Consider the following 17,443-nt stretch of genomic DNA (forward strand, 5'->3'; position numbering starts at 1 on the left):
GCACTGAGTACATGTACTGAGTGAATAGTGATCGCCGAACAATCTGGAGACCCCGGTCCGCCCGGCAGACTCAGTCCGCGACCGCGTACGCCTCCACCGACCAGAGTGAATAGCCGTACCGGGTGGCTCGTTTGTCGCCCTGTACGCGGATGTGGCGGACGTCGCGTGCGTCCATGCGCAGGGTTTCGCGGCCGCCGGTGCTGTTGCGGACGGTGGTGGCGGTGCGCCAGCGGCGGCCGTCGGGGGAGACCTGGATGCGGTAGGCGGAGGGGTGGGCGTCCTGCCAGTGGAGGGCGACCTTGCCCAGGCGCACCGCGTGCGGGAGTTCCACCTGCCACCAGGCGCCGTCGTCGACGGGGGAGGACCAGCGGGTGTCCGGGTTGCCGTCGATCGCGGCGGAGGCCGGGAAGTCGGGGGTCTCGTCAGCGGAGGAGCCGGCCGTGCCGGTGCGCGCCAGGTCGGGGCCGGCGGTGCGCGGGAAGGCGCGGACCGTGAGGGTCCGGGTCACTCCGGCGAAGGTGACGCGGATGTCGTACGCGCGTGAGGGCGAGGCCGGCGGCACGGTCACCTCGACCGGGACGTCCACCGCGGTGCCGCGGGGGACGGTGAGCGACGTGGCGGGGACGCGGACCTCGATGCCCTTGGGGGCCTCGACGGTGACCTTGCCCCGCACGTCGGCCGGACGGCCGGAGGACAGCCGGGCGGTCAGCCGCTCCGTGCCGCCGATCTCCGCGTCGGCCTCGGCGCGCGGCAACTCCAGGTCCGCGACCGGGGTGTCGGCGAACCAGGGGACCAGATGGCGCACCCGGGAGGGGTCGGCGCCCGTCACGCGGACGGCGTCGACGCGGGTGCCGGCCGACGGGGGAGTGGGCTGCACGAGGGCCGGCGGGCGGGTCCGGACGCCCGGAGCCGGGGAGACCGGCGGCCAGAGGGCCGGCGGGTGCGTCACCGGGCCGCCGGGGGACGGGGACTGCGCGGTGTCGAGCTCCGTCGCGCCCCGCTCCGCCAGCGTCCCCACCCGGCGCCAGCCCAGTCCGGGGACGTGGACCTCGACGGCACCGGCGGTTCCGGGGTCGCTGAGGACCGTCACGGCGGTGAGGGCGCGGGCGTGCGGGAAACGGACCGTGCGGCCGTCCGGCGCGCCGCCCCGGTCCGCGGCCGGCTCGTGCGTCAGGCCCGCCCAGGTCTCGTACTCCTGCCGCGCCCGGTCGAGGAAGGGGTCCAGTACGCCCTTGCCGACCGTCACGTCGGCGTGCCCGATCTCGGACCGCAGCCGGTCCAGCGTCAGGTACGCGGTCCAGGCTCCCGCCGCGTCGCCCGCGCGCTGGGCGCGGAGCATATCGAGCGCCGCCTCGCCCGCCTTGCCGTAGCGGCCCGACTGCGCGGACCACGGGGCGACTTCGGTCGCCAGGGTGCCGTCGCCCGCCAGTCCCCGCGGCAGCTTGCGCAGCACCGTGAAGGCGGCGCGCAGCCGCTGCTCGGCACGCTCGTTCGCGGCCCGGTCCGTCGTCGTACGGGCCTGCCACACGGCCGCGATCAGCGGGCGCAGATACGCCGACTCGGTGCCGCCGAGCACCGAGGACGCGTCGTTGCCGGCCAGGGCCGACAGCGCCTCGTGGCGCCGTGCGTCGCCCCCCGCGAGGTCGGCGATGGCCGCCCGCCAGGACTCCTCGGGCCGGTAGTCGCGGGGGTTCCAGGCGTAGTCGGCCGCCGTGAACAGCGGGATGCGGGAAGCCTCCGCCTGCTCCATCGCATTGGCCAGCAGGGCGGCCGAGCCGCTGGCGACGGCCGGTTCGCGCCCGGTGTACGGGCCGAGGAAGATGCGGTCCTCGGCGTAGTCGTTGACCGGGTAGTTGTCCATGGTGACCAGCGGGTGCGAGAACGCCGCGCGGGCGTCGGCCAGTTCGTCGCCCGTGATGGTCCGCGGCACCACGCCCACCCCGGTCCAGGCGACGTGGACCGACGCGTCCAGCGCGGATGCCAGCGCCCGCCGGTAGGGCGTCGCGCCGTCCTCGTAGAACTCCGTCGGCATCAACGACAGCGGCGCCGCGTCCGGGTGGCGTTCCGCCAGGTAACGGGCGACCTCGTTCGCCACCCGCGCCTGCGCGCGTGCCGCCGCGTCCGGGCCGGAGCCGAAACGGGCCGGGTCCGCGCCGCAGTGCCACTCGCTGTAACTGACGTTCTGGAACTGGAGCTGGAACGCCCGGAACCCGAGCGCCCACATGGCCTCCAGCTTGCGGGTCAGCGCCCGTACGTCGTCGTCCGATGCGAAGCACAGCGACTGGCCCGGCGCCACTGCCCAGCCGAGCGTGACGTGGTTGGCGCGCGCCCGGTCGGCCAGCTCCCGGAAGGCGGCCCGCTGCCCGGCCGGGTACGGCTCGCGCCAGCGCTCCTGGCGGTAGAGGTCGTCGCCCGGGGCGTACAGGTACCGGTTCTGCTTGGTGCGGCCCATGAAGTCCAGTTGGGCGAGCCGCTGCTGCTGCGTCCACGCGGTGCCGTAGAAGCCCTCGGTGGTGCCGCGCACGGCGGTGCCCGGCCAGTCCCGGACGGTCACGCCGGGGACGGTCCCGTCGGGGCGCAGCAGTTGCCGCAGCGTCTGCACGGCGTGGAAGAGGCCGTCCTCGCCGGTGCCGGTGAGCGTCAGGGAGCCGCCGCCGGTGGTGATCAGGTAGCCGCCGGAGGGCAGCGCGTGCCGCGGATCGCTGTGCGCCCGCTCGGTGTGCGCGCGCACCACCAGGGCGTCCGCCGGAACCGGGTCCGTCCCGGTGAGGTCCGTGACCGTCCGGGCGCCGGCCCCGAACAGCAGCGAGCGCAGCGCACTCAGGGCGTACGGGTCCGCCTCCGCGTCGGTGACCAGGGCGACGGCCCGGTCGGCGACCTTCACCGCGCCGCCGCTCGCCCGCAGGGACTGCGGGCGCGGCCACACCGCGAGGCCGGAGGAGGCCGTGGCGGGGTGCTCCGGGTTCGCGGCCGGGAGGCCGGTGCCGGGGTCGGGGGCGGACGGCGCCGCGACGGCCGCGGGCGCGGCTCCCAGTGTTCCGGCCATGACGGCGAACGCGAGTGCGGCCGCGCTCTTCCCGTGCCCCATACCGCGCCGAAGCCGCACGGCCCCTCCTCGTCGATCGGCCTTCGCCGGGCGGAGCCGAAGGCAGTGTCGAAGAGTCTTGACCACACCACCCCCAGGGGATGGTGTCAACGAGAGTGGCCGTTGTGCCGCGATTGCCCCAACCTGGTGGAGGGGAATGTGACCAGCGGCACGTAGGTCGTTCCGATACGTCTGCCGCGGCGAGCTCTGGGTAGGGCTGCGGTAATCCCCTTGATGCCGTACTCGACAAGGAGGCCCCCGTGGCCGCACCGGCACACCTTTTGCTCTCGGCCCTGTCCAAACACGTGGCGGAGCCGCCCGCCGACCACCTGTCGCCCGCCGACCACCTGCCGCCCACCGACGTCCTGCCGCCCCAGTACCGGCTGCCCGCCGACCCCGGCCCGAGCGTGTTCAGCGCGGAGGGCACCCGCGCCGACGTCCCGCTGACCAGCGAGCCGCCGCTGCCCGACGCCGAGCCGCTCACCAGCGAGCCGCCGCTCGCCGAGACCGCGCCCCTGACCAGCGAATCGGTCGCCGAATCGACCGAACAGGACCCTTGTCGCGCGGAGTTGTAGATGACGGAACCGCGGTCGGCCGAACCTCCCGGACCTCTCGGTGACGAGCTGACCCGGCTCGCCGCGCTGCACGGCGTCGCCACCTCCTACAGCCCCTCCCCGGGCCGTACGGTCACCGCATCCGCCGCCGCGGTCGTCGCGGCCCTGGCCGCCCTGGACGTCGACGCGAGCACCCCCGCGGCCGCCCGCGCCGCGCTCACCGCCCGCGAACGGGAACGGGACGAACGGCTGCTGCCGCCGACCGTGGTGTGCCGGCCGGGCCCCACGGACGGCCCCACGGGCGGCGGCCCCGCGGCAGAGGCGGACGCCGGGCTGCCGCCGGCCGCCCTCGCCGGGCTGCCGCCCGGTACCCGGCTGGACGTCGAGACGGAGCAGGGCGAGACCCGCTCGTGGGTGCACGGCGTGGACCGCCCGGACCGGGTGGACGGCCTTCCGCCGGGCGTCCACCGGCTGACCGCCACCGCCCCCGACGGCCGCACCGGGCGGGCGTACCTGATCGCGGCCCCGCCCCGGCTGCCCACCCCGGCGCGACGCTCGTACGGGCTGCTCGTCCAGCTGTACTCCCTCCTCTCCCACCGTTCCTGGGGCATGGGCGACCTCGGTGACCTCGCCGAGCTGAGCGGCTGGGCCGGACGCGCGCTGGGTGCCGGGTTCGTGCAGGTCAACCCGCTGCACGCGGCCGTGCCCGGACCACCCGCCGACCCGTCCCCCTACCGCCCCTCCTCGCGCCGCTTCCCCGACCCGGTGCACCTGCGCGTCGAGGACGTCCCGGAGTTCGCGTACGCAGCGGACCGCGAGCGGCTGCGGCCCCTGCTGGAGCGGGCCGGCCGGCTGCGCGCAGCCGTACTGGACGAGGGCGCGCTGATCGACCGGGACGCGGTCTGGGAACTCAAACGGGAGGCGCTGGAGCTGGTGCGGCGGGTGCCGCTCGGGCCCGGCCGCCGCGCCGCCTACGCCGACTTCCTCGCCGGGCAGGGCCGGGCCCTGGAGGACCACGCCACCTGGTACGCCCTCGCCGAGGTGCACGGCCCGGACTGGAGCCGCTGGCCCGAAGGGCTGCGGGACCCGCGCTCGGCGGAGACCGCCCGCGCCCGCGCCGCGCTGAGGGATCGCGTCGACTTCCACTCCTGGCTCGCCTGGCTCACCGACGCCCAGCTCACCGACGCCCAGCGCACCGCCCGCGAGGCGGGCATGGGCATCGGGATCGTGCACGACCTCGCCGTGGGCGTGCACCCCGGCGGGGCCGACGCCTGGGCGCAGCGGGACCACTTCGCGGCCGGTATGTCGGTCGGCGCACCGCCGGACGCCTTCAACGCGCGCGGCCAGGACTGGGGCCTGCCGCCCTGGCGCCCCGACCGCCTCGCCGCCTGCGGCTACGCGCCCTTCCGCCGGCTGCTGCGCGCCCTGTTCCGCTACGCCGGCGCCCTGCGCATCGACCACGTCATGGGCCTGTTCCGGCTGTGGTGGATCCCGCAGGGCCTGCCGCCCACCGAGGGCACGTACGTCCGTTACGACGCCGAGGCCATGCTCGCCGTGCTGGTGCTGGAGGCCTCGCGGGCGGGGGCCGTGGTGATCGGCGAGGACCTGGGGACGGTGGAGCCCGGGGTGCGCGAGACCCTGGACCGGCGCGGGGTGCTCGGCACCTCGGTGCTGTGGTTCGAACGGGACTGGGAGGGGTCGGGCCGCCCGCTGCCCCCCGAACGCTGGCGCGCGGACTGCCTGGCCACCGCCACCACCCACGACCTGCCGTCCACCGCGGCCCGCCTCACCGGCGAACACGTCGAACTGCGCCACCGCCTCGGCCTGCTCACCCGCCCGCTCGAGGAGGAGCGCGCGGAGGCCGCCGCGGACACGAGCGAGTGGCTGGCGCTGCTGGCGGAACTGGGCCTGCTGCGGGGCACGGGCGGCGGGGCCGGCGCCGCCTCGGAGGAGGACGGGATCCAGGCCGTCCACCGCTTCCTGCTGCGCACCCCGGCCCGCATGATCGGCCTGTGGCTGCCGGACACGGTCGGCGACCGGCGTCCGCAGAACCTGCCCGGCACCTGGGACCAGTACCCGAACTGGCGCCTGCCCGTCGCCGACTCCGAGGGCCGTCCGGTGACCCTGGAGGACCTCGCCGCGTCCCTGCGGCTCCGCGCCCTGACGGACGTGCTGCGGACGGACACGCGGACCGCGCCGGGCGACGCGGGCTGACCGCCGGGCCACTCGATCCGGTGCTGTCCGTTGCGGATACGGCACCCCGGGCGCGCGACCCGTTCCGGCGTTCGCTACGTTTGCACCGTGGACAAGAAGAACGCCCTGCGCGCCGGCGCTCTGGCCGCCGGTACGACGCTGATGATGCTGCTCATGTCGTCTCCCGCGCTCGCGCTGACGCGCGACGACGGCGACGACCCCGGCACGGGCCTGAGCGTCATCCAGACGCTGGGTCTGTTCGTCGGTCTCCCCCTCCTGCTGTTCCTGGTCATCACCGGCCTGGTCATGGCCCTGGACAAGTCCAAGGACCGGCAGCCGCGCACGAGCCGGGACGTGGACGTCAGGGCCAAGGCCTGACCGAGTCCTCCTCCCGCCGCGGGCCCGTCCGCAGCACACTCCCTCCGAGGGCGCCCACCTCGCCCACGTACGGCGGCTGTGCGCGTACGTACGGCGAGGTCGGCGGCGTGCGGTCAAGGCCGGTGTGGACTTCCGGTACGAGACCGAGGTGACCGGCCTGACCCAGGACGCGGACGGCGTCACGGTCCAGGTCCGCGGGCCCGGCGGCCGGACGGAGCCGCTACGGGCGGCATACGTCGTGGGCGCGGACGGAATGCGCAGCGGCGTGCGACGGGCGGTCGGGCTGCCCTTCCCGGGGCGCTCGGTGATCCGCTCCGTCGTCCTCGCCGACGTACGTCTCGCGGAGCCACCCGAAACCCTGCTGACCGTCAACGCCGTCGGTGACGCCTTCGCCTTCCTGGCTCCCTTCGGCGACGGCTATTACCGCGCCATCGGCTGGCGCCGCGGCACCGAGGCCGCCGACAGCGCGCCCGTCGACCTGGAGGAGATCCGGGAGATCACGCGGCTCGCCCTGGGCACCGACTTCGGCATGCACGACGCCCGCTGGATGTCCCGCTTCCACAGCGACGAGCGCCAGGCGCCCGCCTACCGTGTCGGCCGGGTCTTCCTCGCCGGCGACGCCGCCCACGTCCACAGCCCGGCCGGCGGGCAGGGTATGAACACCGGCCTGCAGGACGCGGCCAACCTGAGCTGGAAGCTGGCCCGGGTCGTCACCGGGCACGCCCCCGAGGCACTCCTGGACACCTACCAGGCCGAACGCCACCCCGTCGGCAGGTCCGTGCTCCGCAGCAGCGGCGGCATCATCCGCCTCGCCATGGCCCGCCGCCCCTGGACCCTGGCCCTGCGCGCCGTGCTCGCCGCCGTCCTCGACAAGGTCGGCCCGGTCCGCCGCAGGGCGGCAGGCCGGATCACCGGCATCGGCGTCCGGTACGCCGCGCCACGGGGCGCCCACCGGCTCGTCGGCACCCGCGTCCCGGACGTCGCCCTGGCCGGCGGCGGCCGGCTCTACCAGGCCCTGCGCGGCGGCCGGTTCGTACTCGTCGCGCCGCAGGCGCACCCGGTCGGGCAGGACAGGGCGGGCCGGCTGACCGCGGAGCGCTGGGCGAGCGACCGCCGCACGGCGGTGCTGGTCCGCCCCGACGGCTACGTGGCCTGGGCGGCGGACTCGGCCGACCCGGGCACGATCGACGCCGCGCTCGTCACGCACGTGGGCTGAGCCGCCCCGCCGGAGCCGGCCCCCGCCCGCGGCGACCACCCGGCCACTACGCCGACTGGCCGGGCGTCCCGGCCAGCAGCTCCCTGAGCAGACCGGCCAGCTCGCCCACCCGTTCGGCGTCCAGGGCGGACAACGCCTCCGTCTGCGCGGCCAGTCCCGCGCCGACCGCCTCGTCGATGAGTCGCAGCCCCTTGTCGGTCAGCGTGACCTTGAGGCCCCGGCGGTCATGCGGATCCGGCGAGCGGCGCAGCAGCCCGGCGGCCTCGAGCTTGTCCAGCCGCCCGGTCATCCCACCTGTGGTGAGCATGAGCGTCGCCGAGAGCTGCCGGGGCGAGAGGGTGTAGGGCTCACCGGCCCGGCGCAGGGTCGCCAGCACGTCGAACTCGCCCCGCGAGATCCCGAACGGCGCGTACGCCTTCTCCATCCGGTCTCCCATCGCCCGCGAGAGCCGGTAGATCCGCCCGAAGACCTCCATCCCCGCGGTGTCGAGATCGGGCCGCACGGCCGCCCACTGGTCGATGATCGCGTCGACGGCGTCCCTGCGCTGCTGGGGGCGTTCACTCATGGACCGAGTATCCGCCGCCCTACGGTCGACCGCAAGAAAGTGGCTTGACGTTAAGTAGCTTAGGGCTAAGCTAATTGCATGGCTGTCTCCCGGCGCCCCGCCGCCACCTGGTCCCTCGTCGCCCTCACCGCCCTCGCCCCCGTCTCCTGGGGCACCACCTACGCCGTCACCACCGAGTTCCTTCCGCCCGGACGGCCGCTCTTCACGGCGCTGGCCCGGGCGCTGCCCGCCGGGCTGCTGCTGCTCGCGCTGGCCCGTGTGCTGCCGAAGGGCGCCTGGTGGTGGAAGGCGGCGGTCCTCGGCGCGCTGAACATCGGCGCTTTCTTCCCGCTGCTGTTCCTGTCCGCGTACCGGCTGCCGGGCGGGATGGCGGCGGTCGTCGGTTCGGTCGGGCCGCTGTTCGTCGTGGGGCTCTCCGCGCCGCTGCTGGGGCAGCGGCCGACGGGGCGGGCGCTGCTCACCGGGGTCGTGGCCGCTTTCGGGGTCAGCCTCGTCGTGCTGCGGGCGGCCGGGGCGCTGGACGGCGTGGGCGTCGCCGCAGCCCTCGCCTCCACCGCCTCGATGTCCACCGGCACCGTGCTGGCCAAGAGGTGGGGCCGCCCGGCCGGTGCGGGTCCGCTCGCGCTCACCGGCTGGCAGCTCACCGCGGGCGGACTGCTGATCGCGCCCCTCGCCCTGCTGGCCGAGGGGCCGCCGCCCGCGCTGGACGCCCGGGCCCTCGGCGGCTACGCCTACCTCGCCCTGGCCAACACGGCACTCGCCTACTGGCTCTGGTTCCGCGGCATCGGCCGGCTCTCCGCCACCCGGGTCACCTTCCTCGGCCCGCTGTCACCGCTCACCGCGGCCGTGGTCGGCTGGGCCGCCCTCGGGCAGGCGCTCACCCCGGTCCAGCTGGCCGGCATGGCGCTGGCCTTCGGGGCGACGGTGGCGGGACAACTCGGCACCGCCCGCCCGGCGGCCGCACCCCCACTTTCGTTCAATTCGGCTGAAAGGAATGCTCGAAAAGATTCGATGGACCTGACGGGTTCGGTGCTGCGACGGTAGGGCGGACCGCGCTCACCCACCAGCGAGAGGACCTAAGTGGCCGACGTCCGCCCTCGGACCACCACACCGCCCCCGCACACCGGCCGTCGCACCCCCGCCCGCCCCGCCGCCCCGAAGGCTGGCATGGGCGTGGCGCTCGTCCCGCGCATGGCGGCCGTGGGCAGGGAGGGCGTGGTGATGCGCGCCCTGGGCGCCGACCGGCCGTACCGGCATGTGGTGGCGGCCGTGCGCAAGGGGGCGCGGGACGCGCCCGCCCCGGCGAGGGTGCTGGCGGCACTGCGGTCCGCGGCCGCCGGGCTCGCCCGCCACGAGTGACGGGACAGAGGGCGGAGACCGGAAGGGAGAGGGGCGCCCGGTCGAGCACCGGGCGCCCCCATCGCTGTACGGCCGGCGTTACGCCTGGACCGCCGCGTCCGCCGCCTGGGCCTTCAGGGCGCGCTCGACGCCCGCCCGCGACTCCGAGACCAGCCGGCGCAGCGCCGCGTTCGGCTCGGCCGAGGCCAGCCACTCGTCGGTCTTGCGCAGCGTGTCCTCGGACACCTGGATCGACGGGTACAGGCCGACCGCGATCTGCTGGGCCATCTCGTGGGAGCGGGCGCCCCAGATGTCCTTGACCACCTCGAAGTACCGGTCGGCGTACGGCGCGAGCAGCTCGCGCTGGTCGGTCTGGACGAAGCCCGCGATGACCGCCTCCTGGACGGCGTTCGGGAGCTTGTCGGACTCGACGACCGACGCCCAGGCCTCCGCCTTGGCCTCCTCGGTCGGGCGGGCGGCACGGGCGGTGGCCGCGTGCCGCTCACCGGCCGCGGTCTTGTCGCGCTCGTACTCACCCGCGATCTCCGCCTCGTCGAACCGGCCGACGGCCGCGAGCCGCTCCACGAACGCCCAGCGCAGCTCCGTGTCCACGACCAGGCCCTCGATGGTGTGCGAGCCGTCCAGCAGGGACTCGAGCAGGTCCAGCTGCTCCGGCGTACGGGCGGTCGCCGCGAACGCGCGCGCCCACGCCAGCTGGTGGTCGCTGCCCGCGTCCGCCGCGCGCAGGTGGGCCAGCGTGGCGTCCGTCCAGCGGGTGAGCAGGGCCTCTCGGGCGGCCGGGTCGGCGTACAGGTCGACGGCCAGCTTCACCTGGCGGTGCAGCGACTGCACGACACCGATGTCGGACTCCTTGCCGATCCCGGACAGCACCAGCGACAGGTAGTCGCGGGTCGCCAGCTCCCCGTCCCGGGTCATGTCCCAGGCCGACGCCCAGCACAGGGCGCGCGGCAGCGAGGACTCGAAGTCGCCCAGGTGCTCGGTGACGACGGCCAGCGACCCCTCGTCCAGGCGCACCTTGGCGTACGACAGGTCGTCGTCGTTGAGGAGGATCACCGCCGGGCGGCGCCGGCCGGCCAGCTGCGGCACGGCGGTCAGCTCGCCGTCCACGTCCAGCTCGATCCGGCCGTCCGCGGCGCGCACCAGCTTGCCGCTCGCCCCGTCGAGGTCGTACAGGCCGACCGCGATCCGGTGCGGGCGCAGGGTCGGCTCGCCCTTCGCGCCGGCGGGCAGGGCCGGGGCCTCCTGGCGGATGGCGAAGGAGGTGATGACGCCGTCGGCGTCGGTCTCGATCTCCGGGCGCAGGATGTTGATGCCGGCCGTCTCCAGCCACTTCTTCGACCACGTCCTCAGATCGCGTCCGGAGGTCTCCTCCAGCGCGCCCAGCAGGTCGGACAGGCGCGTGTTGCCGTAGGCGTGCCGCTTGAAGTAGGCCTGCACGCCCCGGAAGAACTCGTCCATGCCGACGTAGGCGACCAGCTGCTTGAGGACGCTCGCGCCCTTGGCGTAGGTGATGCCGTCGAAGTTGACGAGCACGTCGTCCAGGTCGCGGATCTCCGCCATGATCGGGTGGGTGGACGGCAGCTGGTCCTGCCGGTACGCCCACGTCTTCATGGAGTTGGCGAACGTGGTCCACGAGTGCGGCCAGCGCGAGCCGGGGGCGTACGCCTGGCAGGCGATGGAGGTGTAGGTGGCGAACGACTCGTTCAGCCACAGGTCGTTCCACCACTCCATGGTGACCAGGTCGCCGAACCACATGTGGGCCAGCTCGTGCAGGATCGTCTCGGCACGCACCTCGTACGCCGCGTCGGTCACCTTGGACCGGAAGACGTACTGGTCGCGGATGGTGACCGCGCCCGCGTTCTCCATCGCGCCCGCGTTGAACTCCGGCACGAAGAGCTGGTCGTACTTCTCGAACGGGTAGGCGTAGTCGAACTTCTCCTGGAACCAGTCGAAGCCCTGCCGGGTGACCTCGAAGATCGCGTCCGCGTCGAGGAACTCGGCCAGGGAGGGACGGCAGTGGATGCCGAGCGGGACCGACTGCCCGTCCTTCTCGTACACGCTGTGGACGCTGTGGTACGGGCCGACGATCAGCGCCGTGATGTACGTCGAGATGCGGGGCGTCGGCTCGAACACCCAGACGTCGTCCCGCGGCTCGGGCGTCGGCGAGTTGGACACCACCGTCCAGCCCTCGGGGGCCCTGACGGTGAACTGGAAGGTGGCCTTCAGGTCCGGCTGCTCGAAGGAGGCGAAGACCCGACGGGCGTCCGGGACCTCGAACTGGGTGTAGAGGTAGGCCTGGTCGTCGACCGGGTCGACGAAGCGGTGCAGGCCCTCACCGGTGTTGGTGTACGCGCAGTCGGCGACGACTCGCAGGATGTTGCGGCCCTGGAGCAGGCCAGGCAGGGCGATCCGGGAGTCCTCGAAGACCTCGGCGGGGTCGAGGGCGTCGCCGTTGAGGGTCACCTCGTGGACGGCCGGGGCCACCAGGTCGATGAAGGAGGCGGCGCCGTCCTCGGCGACATCGAAGCGCACCGTGGTCACGGACCGGTAGGTACCGCCCTCCTGCGCGCCGGAGAGGTCGAGATCGATCTCGTACGAGTCAACGGTGAGCAGCTTCGCCCGCTGCTGCGCCTCTTCGCGAGTCAGGTTTGTGCCAGGCACGCTGTCATCTCCTCGTGATGTGTGGATTGCGCCATCCTTCCACGTGACCCGCGCGAAACGCGATGTCCGGAACCCGCCGGTGGCCGGGGCGGCGGAGCGCGAGCCTGGGGGCATGACGACCGTGAGGGAAACGACGGGATACCGCGCACGTGCCATCGCCCCGGACGTGCTGGCGGGGCTGCGGGAACGGGACGACGCCGGACGTCCGACGGCCCCGTTCAGCGACGAGGAGGGCGGCGCGCCCCTGCGCTGCTGTCTGCGCCGCAGCGAGCCGGGGGAGCGGATCGCGCTGGTCTCCTACGCCCCGCTGCGGCGCTGGGCGGCGGAGACGGGCGCCACTCCGGGCGCGTACGACGAGCAGGGGCCGGTCTTCATCCACGCGAGGGAGTGCGCGGGGCCCGCCGGCGAGGGCCACCCGTTCTCCAACGCCCGTCGCGTGGTCCGGCGCTACGGCGCCGACGGGCGCATCCTGGGCGGGCGGCTGGTCGGGGAGGGCTCCGCCCGGTTCGGCGCGGCCTTCACCGAAGCGTTCGACGACCCGGCCGTGGCGCTCGTCCACGTCCGGGCCGTCGAGTACGGCTGCTTCCTCTACGAGGTGCGCCGGGACCGGGTGACCGGTGACTAGCCCTTGAGCTCCGCCGCCACCAGCTCCGCGATCTGCACCGCGTTCAGGGCCGCGCCCTTGCGGAGGTTGTCGTTGGAGATGAACAGGGCGAGGCCGTTGTCCACCGTCTCGTCGCGGCGAATGCGGCCGACGTACGACGGGTCCTGGCCGGCCGCCTGGAGCGGCGTCGGGATGTCGGAGAGGGCGACGCCGGGGGCGCCACCCAGCAGCTCGGTCGCGCGCTCCACGCTGATCGGGCGCGCGAAACGGGCGTTGACCTGGAGGGAGTGACCGGTGAAGACGGGCACGCGCACGCAGGTGCCGGACACCTTCAGCTCCGGGATCTCCAGGATCTTGCGGGACTCGTTGCGGAGCTTCTGCTCCTCGTCGGTCTCGTCCAGGCCGTCGTCGACGAGGTTGCCCGCGAAGGGGAGCACGTTGAAGGCGATCGGGCGCTTGTAGACGGACGGCTCGGGGAAGTCCACGGCCGCGCCGTCGTGGGTCAGCCTGTCGGCGTCCGCGACGACCTTCTGGGTCTGGCCGTGCAGCTCGGCGACGCCCGCGAGGCCCGAGCCGGACACCGCCTGGTAGGTGGCGACGACCAGCGCCTCGAGGCCCGCCTCCGCGTGCAGCGGCTTGAGGACCGGCATCGCGGCCATGGTCGTGCAGTTCGGGTTGGCGATGATGCCCTTGGGGCGGTCGGCGATCGCGTGCGGGTTCACCTCGGACACCACCAGCGGGACGTCCGGGTCCTTGCGCCACGCCGAGGAGTTGTCGATCACCACGGCGCCCTGCGCGGCGACCTTCTCGGCCAGCGCCTTCGAGGTCGCGCCGCCCGCCGAGAACAGCACGATGTCCAGGCCGGTGTAGTCCGCGGTGGCCGCGTCCTCCACCGTGACCCCGTCGAGGACCGTCCCCGCCGAGCGGGCCGAGGCGAACAGGCGCAGCTCGGTGACCGGGAAATCACGCTCCGCGAGGATCCCGCGCATGACCGTGCCGACCTGACCGGTGGCTCCGACGATTCCGATCCTCACGGTGACTCCTTCTGTTCACTTCACTGGCTCTGCGTACGCGGTACGCGCAGGACGGTTCCATCATGCGTCTGTCCCGGGTCCGTCTGTCCAATCATTGCCCACGGAGTGGGACGGCCCACTGGTGAGCTTCGCCGCAAACGCAAGGGGCGGGCTCCGAATGGAGCGCCCCGCCGTCACGTACCGGAGGTGGAGACCGCCGTTACGGGACGACCTTGCCGATCTTCACGCTGCCGAGTCCCGCGACGGTGCCGCGGGTGTTCAGCACCTGGACCTCGCCGAAGAACTCGCGGCCCGCGGGGGCCGGCTCGTTCGCGACGACGTCGGCGGAGATCTGCGCCGTGCCGTTCGGGGCGAGCGTGAACACCTTCGCCTCGTCGACCTTGACCGAGCCGAGCGCCGCCGAGTAGTACACGTCCCGGTAGTCGTAGGCCGTGGTGCCGGCCGGCACCGAGTAGGCGTCGATCAGGACGGTGTACGTGCCCGCGGCGGGCTTGGCGATGGAGACGGACTCCTCCGAGCCGCCCGCGGCCGAGTAGGCGACCCGCTGGCCGGCCGCGTTGTACACGTACAGGTCCAGGTCGGCCCCGGCGTCCGAGACGTTGCCGATGGCGACGTCCAGCCGCTCGGCACCGGCGGGGACGACCACCGTCATGGTCTGGGACTCACGGTTGGCGATGGTCGGGCGCGCCGACTTCGACGAGCCCAGCGAGCCGCCCTTCAGCTTGGCGTCCAGCCCGGCAAGCTTGTTCGTCAGCGTCCAGGAGACGGGGGTCGGCGTACCGGCCTTCGCCTCGTCGACCGACTGCACCGCGGGGCTGAAGTCCAGTCCGTACACCGCCGCGTTCAGCGTGTACGGGTTGTCCAGCAGCGGCGAGGTACGACGCGACTCGACCTCGATCTCCCAGACGCCCGGCATCGGCTTGGCGTACGAACGCACGTCCGGACGGCAGGTGTTGGCCGGGTTGTTGTAGTTCGGGTAGCAGTTCGGCGTCGAGGTGGGGTCCACCGGGGAGCCGTACGGGTGGATCGTGATGAAGCGGGTCTGGCTGCCGTCCTTGAGACCGCTCATCGAGACCTCGAGGGTCTTCGCGCCCTCCGGGACCGTCACGAAGTACGACTGGGTGCTGTTGCGCTGCGCGACACCCGACACCGAGTAGGCGTAGGACGGCTTGGCGATCTCCGTGGAGACCACGACGGTCAGCATGATCTGCTTGTCCGCGCCCTCGGTGCGGCGGTCGTCGACCTCGAGGATCGCGCTGTGCACGCCGGCCGAACCGGGACGCGCCTCGATCTTGACCGTCACCGGCTTGTTCAGCGGCAGCGAGACCTCGTCGTCGCCGAGGATCTTGAAGGTGCCGTCGTCGTTCTTCAGGCTCAGCTCGTGCCTGACCGAACCGGCCGGGCCCGTCGTACGGGTGACCTGGACGTCGTAGGTCTTCTTCTGGCCCTTCTTCAGACCGCCCTCGCGGTCGTACAGGCCGGTGCCGAAGTCGGGCGTCTTGAGCGCCCAGGACAGCGAGGTGCTGACCGGGGCCTTGACCGCGTACTCGTGCGCCGAGGCGCCCTTCTCGATCGACTTCCAGGCCTTGACGATGTCGATCAGGCCGGCGCCCTCGCTGTGCGGCTGCTCGCCCTTGATGTGCTTGGCGGTCGAGGTCAGCGCGGTGCGGAGCTTGGCCGGGGGCAGGTCGATGCGCTTCTGCTTGGCCGCCGACAGCAGCAGCGCGGACGCGCCGGCCGCCTGCGGGGACGCCATCGAGGTGCCCTGGAGCATCGAGTAGCCGGCCGGCAGCGAGTAGCCGGCCTCCGCGACCGGGCCGCCGGGCAGCCAGGTCTGGGTGGTGTTGATGGCCGCGCCGGGCGCCGAGATGATCGGCGTGAAGCCGCCGTCCTCACGCGGACCGCGCGAGGAGAACGGCATCATGGCGTACGACTTGTCCACCATGGAGCCGTAGTTGGCCGCCCAGGTCTCCTTGGAGATGGTCGCGCCGACCGAGATGACCTTGTCGGCGAGGCTGGGGTCGCCGATGGTGTTCAGGCCCGGGCCGCTGTTGCCCGCCGAGATGACGAGCTGCACGCCGTAGGTGTCGATGAGCCGCGTGTACAGCTGCGCGCGGGCGTTGTTGCCGTCGTTGAGCGCCGGCAGGCCGCCGATGGACATGTTGACGATGTCCACGCCGCGGTTGACGACGAGGTCGATCATGCCCTCGGTGAGCGCGACGTTGGTGCAGCCGCCGTTCCAGTTGCAGGCCCGGGAGGAGACGATCTTCGCGCCCGGGGCGGCGCCGTTCATCTTGCCGCCGAACAGGCTGTTGGCGGCGGTGATACCGGCGACGTGCGTGCCGTGCTCGGACTCGATCACGCCGATGTTGACGAAGTCGGCCTTCTTGCCGACCCAGGACCCGCCCTTGGGGTCCATCGGCACGTCCTTGCGGGTCTCGACGACGAACGGGACGCGCATGCTGGCGCCGGTCGCCGGGTCCGTCCTGTCCTGGCCGAAGTAGCCGACCTGGTAACCGTCCTTGTACGGCTTCATCGGGACGTCGTCCGTGAAGTCGTTGTTGTTGTTCAGGTCGACCCGGACGGTGCCGTTCACCTGGTCGTAGAGGACGCCCCACACGCTGGTCGTCCTGCCGTCGCGGTCCAGGTCGCCGTCGGCGTCGCCGCCCTTGGTCGCGGACTCGCCGAAGGTGTTGAACCGGAAGTCGCCCGCCGGTGTCTTCCAGGTCTTGCCGCCGGCGGTGAACTCGGGGCCCGAGACGCTGGTGGTCATCTGCAGCCAGGTGCCGTCGCCGTCGACGATCGGGTCGGTCGCGGTGACCCAGTCGACGATCTTGCGCTCACCGGTGGTGGTCTTCTGCAGCGCCGGGTGGGCGATGTCCACGCCGGAGTCGAGGATGCCGATGGTGACGCCCCGGCCGTCCGCCTTCGGGTTCTGCTTCACGAAGTCGACGGCGCCCGTCTCGAAGGACGGGTTGTACGGGTTCTCGGCGGGGGTGTTCTTGTCCGGAGCCGGGTAGGTGCCCTCGTCCGTGCCCGCGCTCTCGCCCTGAGGGGCGTCCGCCTCGGGCCTCGGATCGTCGAGCGGGATGTCCTGCTTGAGGTCGATGGCCTGCACGGAGGACAGCTTCGCGGCGGCGGCGATCGCCGAGTCCGCCTTGCCCGTCGGCACGGTGGCGCGGACGTAGCCGAGCTTGTCGTAGGCGCGGCCCACGGCGCCGCCGTCGACCGCGTCCAGCTGCTTGGCGACCTGCGCGGTCTGCCCGGGCGCGGTCGCGATCATCATGGTGACGTTCTTGGCGCCCTCGGCCTTGGCCTCGGCGAGCAGTTCGGCGTCGGCCGAACCGAGTTTGTCGCCCGCCGGCTTGACGGTCGGGTCGGTGGACGCGGGGCCGTCCTGGGCGACGGCCAGGGGTATCGGGCCGGCCACGGAGAGCGCGGCCACCACACCGGCGGCCATGGCGATGCGGGCCAGGCGTCTCGCGCCCGTGAGCGGCGCGCGCTGGGGGTCGGGGGTCATCGGCATCCCTTGCAGGTAACGGAACCAAGCGAGGTGCGATCGGAGTCGATCGCGATCGTCCGGATTTCGGAGTCGGATGATCGCTCAGCTTTACCCAAAGGAAAGATGTTTGACGAGACTTGGTCCTGGCGGGATGGAAGCATGGCGTACTTCCGCCATGCGTCACGAGGGGCATAGGGGTCCAAACCGTGGCGCTTCCCTCGACGACGCGAAGTCGCAACCACCCCTCCCGGAACGGGCGTTCACTCAGCCACGCCCTGTACCGCCCTTGCCG

The 17,443-nt window shown here is 73.2% G+C and carries 10 protein-coding genes and 2 pseudogenes; 7 read left to right on the forward strand and 5 right to left on the reverse strand.

Translation table 11 applies throughout. The features are described 5' to 3' along the window. Window positions 1-70: 70 nt before the first annotated feature. The gene (locus ACFY4A_RS00345; RefSeq protein WP_390827607.1) at window positions 71-3,088 is read right to left on the reverse strand and encodes a beta-N-acetylglucosaminidase domain-containing protein; all 3,018 of its coding nucleotides are present in this window, start codon (window positions 3,086-3,088) and stop codon (window positions 71-73) included. A 257-nt stretch (window positions 3,089-3,345) separates the two neighbouring features. Between ACFY4A_RS00345 and ACFY4A_RS00350 the strand changes: the two genes are divergently transcribed. The 4 genes and pseudogenes from ACFY4A_RS00350 to ACFY4A_RS00365 form a co-directional block, all read left to right on the forward strand. Then, on the forward strand, window positions 3,346-3,660 hold the full coding sequence (locus tag ACFY4A_RS00350; RefSeq protein ID WP_390827180.1) for a hypothetical protein: 315 nt from the start codon (window positions 3,346-3,348) through the stop codon (window positions 3,658-3,660). Continuing rightward, window positions 3,661-5,853, forward strand: a complete 2,193-nt coding sequence (gene malQ / locus ACFY4A_RS00355; RefSeq protein WP_390827181.1) for a 4-alpha-glucanotransferase — start codon at window positions 3,661-3,663, stop codon at window positions 5,851-5,853. 87 nt (window positions 5,854-5,940) lie between these two features. Continuing rightward, window positions 5,941-6,210 (forward strand): hypothetical protein, encoded by a 270-nt coding sequence (locus ACFY4A_RS00360; RefSeq protein WP_390827182.1) that lies wholly within the window; start codon window positions 5,941-5,943, stop codon window positions 6,208-6,210. A gap of 103 nt (window positions 6,211-6,313) precedes the next feature. Continuing rightward, window positions 6,314-7,426, forward strand: a pseudogene (locus tag ACFY4A_RS00365) (FAD-dependent monooxygenase); the annotation flags it as partial. 46 nt (window positions 7,427-7,472) lie between these two features. Here the strand turns inward: ACFY4A_RS00365 and ACFY4A_RS00370 are convergent. After that, window positions 7,473-7,991, reverse strand: a complete 519-nt coding sequence (locus ACFY4A_RS00370) for a MarR family winged helix-turn-helix transcriptional regulator (RefSeq protein WP_390827184.1) — start codon at window positions 7,989-7,991, stop codon at window positions 7,473-7,475. Window positions 7,992-8,069: 78 nt separating this feature from the next. Between ACFY4A_RS00370 and ACFY4A_RS00375 the strand changes: the two genes are divergently transcribed. Both ACFY4A_RS00375 and ACFY4A_RS00380 read left to right on the forward strand, forming a co-directional pair. Then, window positions 8,070-9,035, forward strand: coding sequence for an EamA family transporter (locus tag ACFY4A_RS00375; RefSeq protein ID WP_390827185.1), 966 nt, complete (start codon window positions 8,070-8,072; stop codon window positions 9,033-9,035). A 111-nt stretch (window positions 9,036-9,146) separates the two neighbouring features. Further along, a pseudogene (locus ACFY4A_RS00380) lies at window positions 9,147-9,350 on the forward strand (LysR substrate-binding domain-containing protein); the annotation flags it as partial. Window positions 9,351-9,428: 78 nt separating this feature from the next. Here the strand turns inward: ACFY4A_RS00380 and pepN are convergent. Further along, entirely contained in the window at window positions 9,429-12,011 is a 2,583-nt protein-coding gene (gene pepN, locus ACFY4A_RS00385) for an aminopeptidase N (RefSeq protein WP_390827186.1), read from the reverse strand. A 112-nt stretch (window positions 12,012-12,123) separates the two neighbouring features. On the opposite strand from pepN, the gene ACFY4A_RS00390 reads away from it, so the two are divergent. Beyond that, entirely contained in the window at window positions 12,124-12,636 is a 513-nt protein-coding gene (locus ACFY4A_RS00390) for a DUF1203 domain-containing protein (RefSeq protein WP_390827187.1), read from the forward strand. On the opposite strand, the gene ACFY4A_RS00395 is transcribed toward ACFY4A_RS00390, so the two are convergent. Then, window positions 12,633-13,649: an aspartate-semialdehyde dehydrogenase gene (locus ACFY4A_RS00395; RefSeq protein ID WP_390827188.1), complete on the reverse strand. Its 1,017-nt coding sequence runs from the start codon at window positions 13,647-13,649 to the stop codon at window positions 12,633-12,635. The genes ACFY4A_RS00390 and ACFY4A_RS00395 overlap by 4 nt on opposite strands. Before the next feature lie 199 nt (window positions 13,650-13,848). Then, a complete protein-coding gene (locus ACFY4A_RS00400) occupies window positions 13,849-17,169 on the reverse strand; it encodes a S8 family serine peptidase (protein ID WP_390827189.1) in 3,321 nt (1,106 codons plus the stop codon). Window positions 17,170-17,443 lie beyond the last annotated feature (274 nt).

It is taken from the genome of Streptomyces sp. NPDC001292, from assembly GCF_042896465.1.
In the GTDB taxonomy this organism is placed as follows: domain Bacteria; phylum Actinomycetota; class Actinomycetes; order Streptomycetales; family Streptomycetaceae; genus Streptomyces.

Excerpts from the sequence above, each read along its gene's own strand:
- ACFY4A_RS00345 (WP_390827607.1), bottom strand. The coding sequence starts at position 3,088 with ATGGGGCACGGGAAGAGCGCGGCCGCACTCGCGTTCGCCGTCATGGCC.
- malQ (WP_390827181.1), top strand. The coding sequence starts at position 3,661 with ATGACGGAACCGCGGTCGGCCGAACCTCCCGGACCTCTCGGTGACGAG.
- ACFY4A_RS00370 (WP_390827184.1), bottom strand. The coding sequence starts at position 7,991 with ATGAGTGAACGCCCCCAGCAGCGCAGGGACGCCGTCGACGCGATCATC.
- ACFY4A_RS00375 (WP_390827185.1), top strand. The coding sequence starts at position 8,070 with ATGGCTGTCTCCCGGCGCCCCGCCGCCACCTGGTCCCTCGTCGCCCTC.
- ACFY4A_RS00390 (WP_390827187.1), top strand. The coding sequence starts at position 12,124 with ATGACGACCGTGAGGGAAACGACGGGATACCGCGCACGTGCCATCGCC.
- ACFY4A_RS00400 (WP_390827189.1), bottom strand. The coding sequence starts at position 17,169 with ATGACCCCCGACCCCCAGCGCGCGCCGCTCACGGGCGCGAGACGCCTG.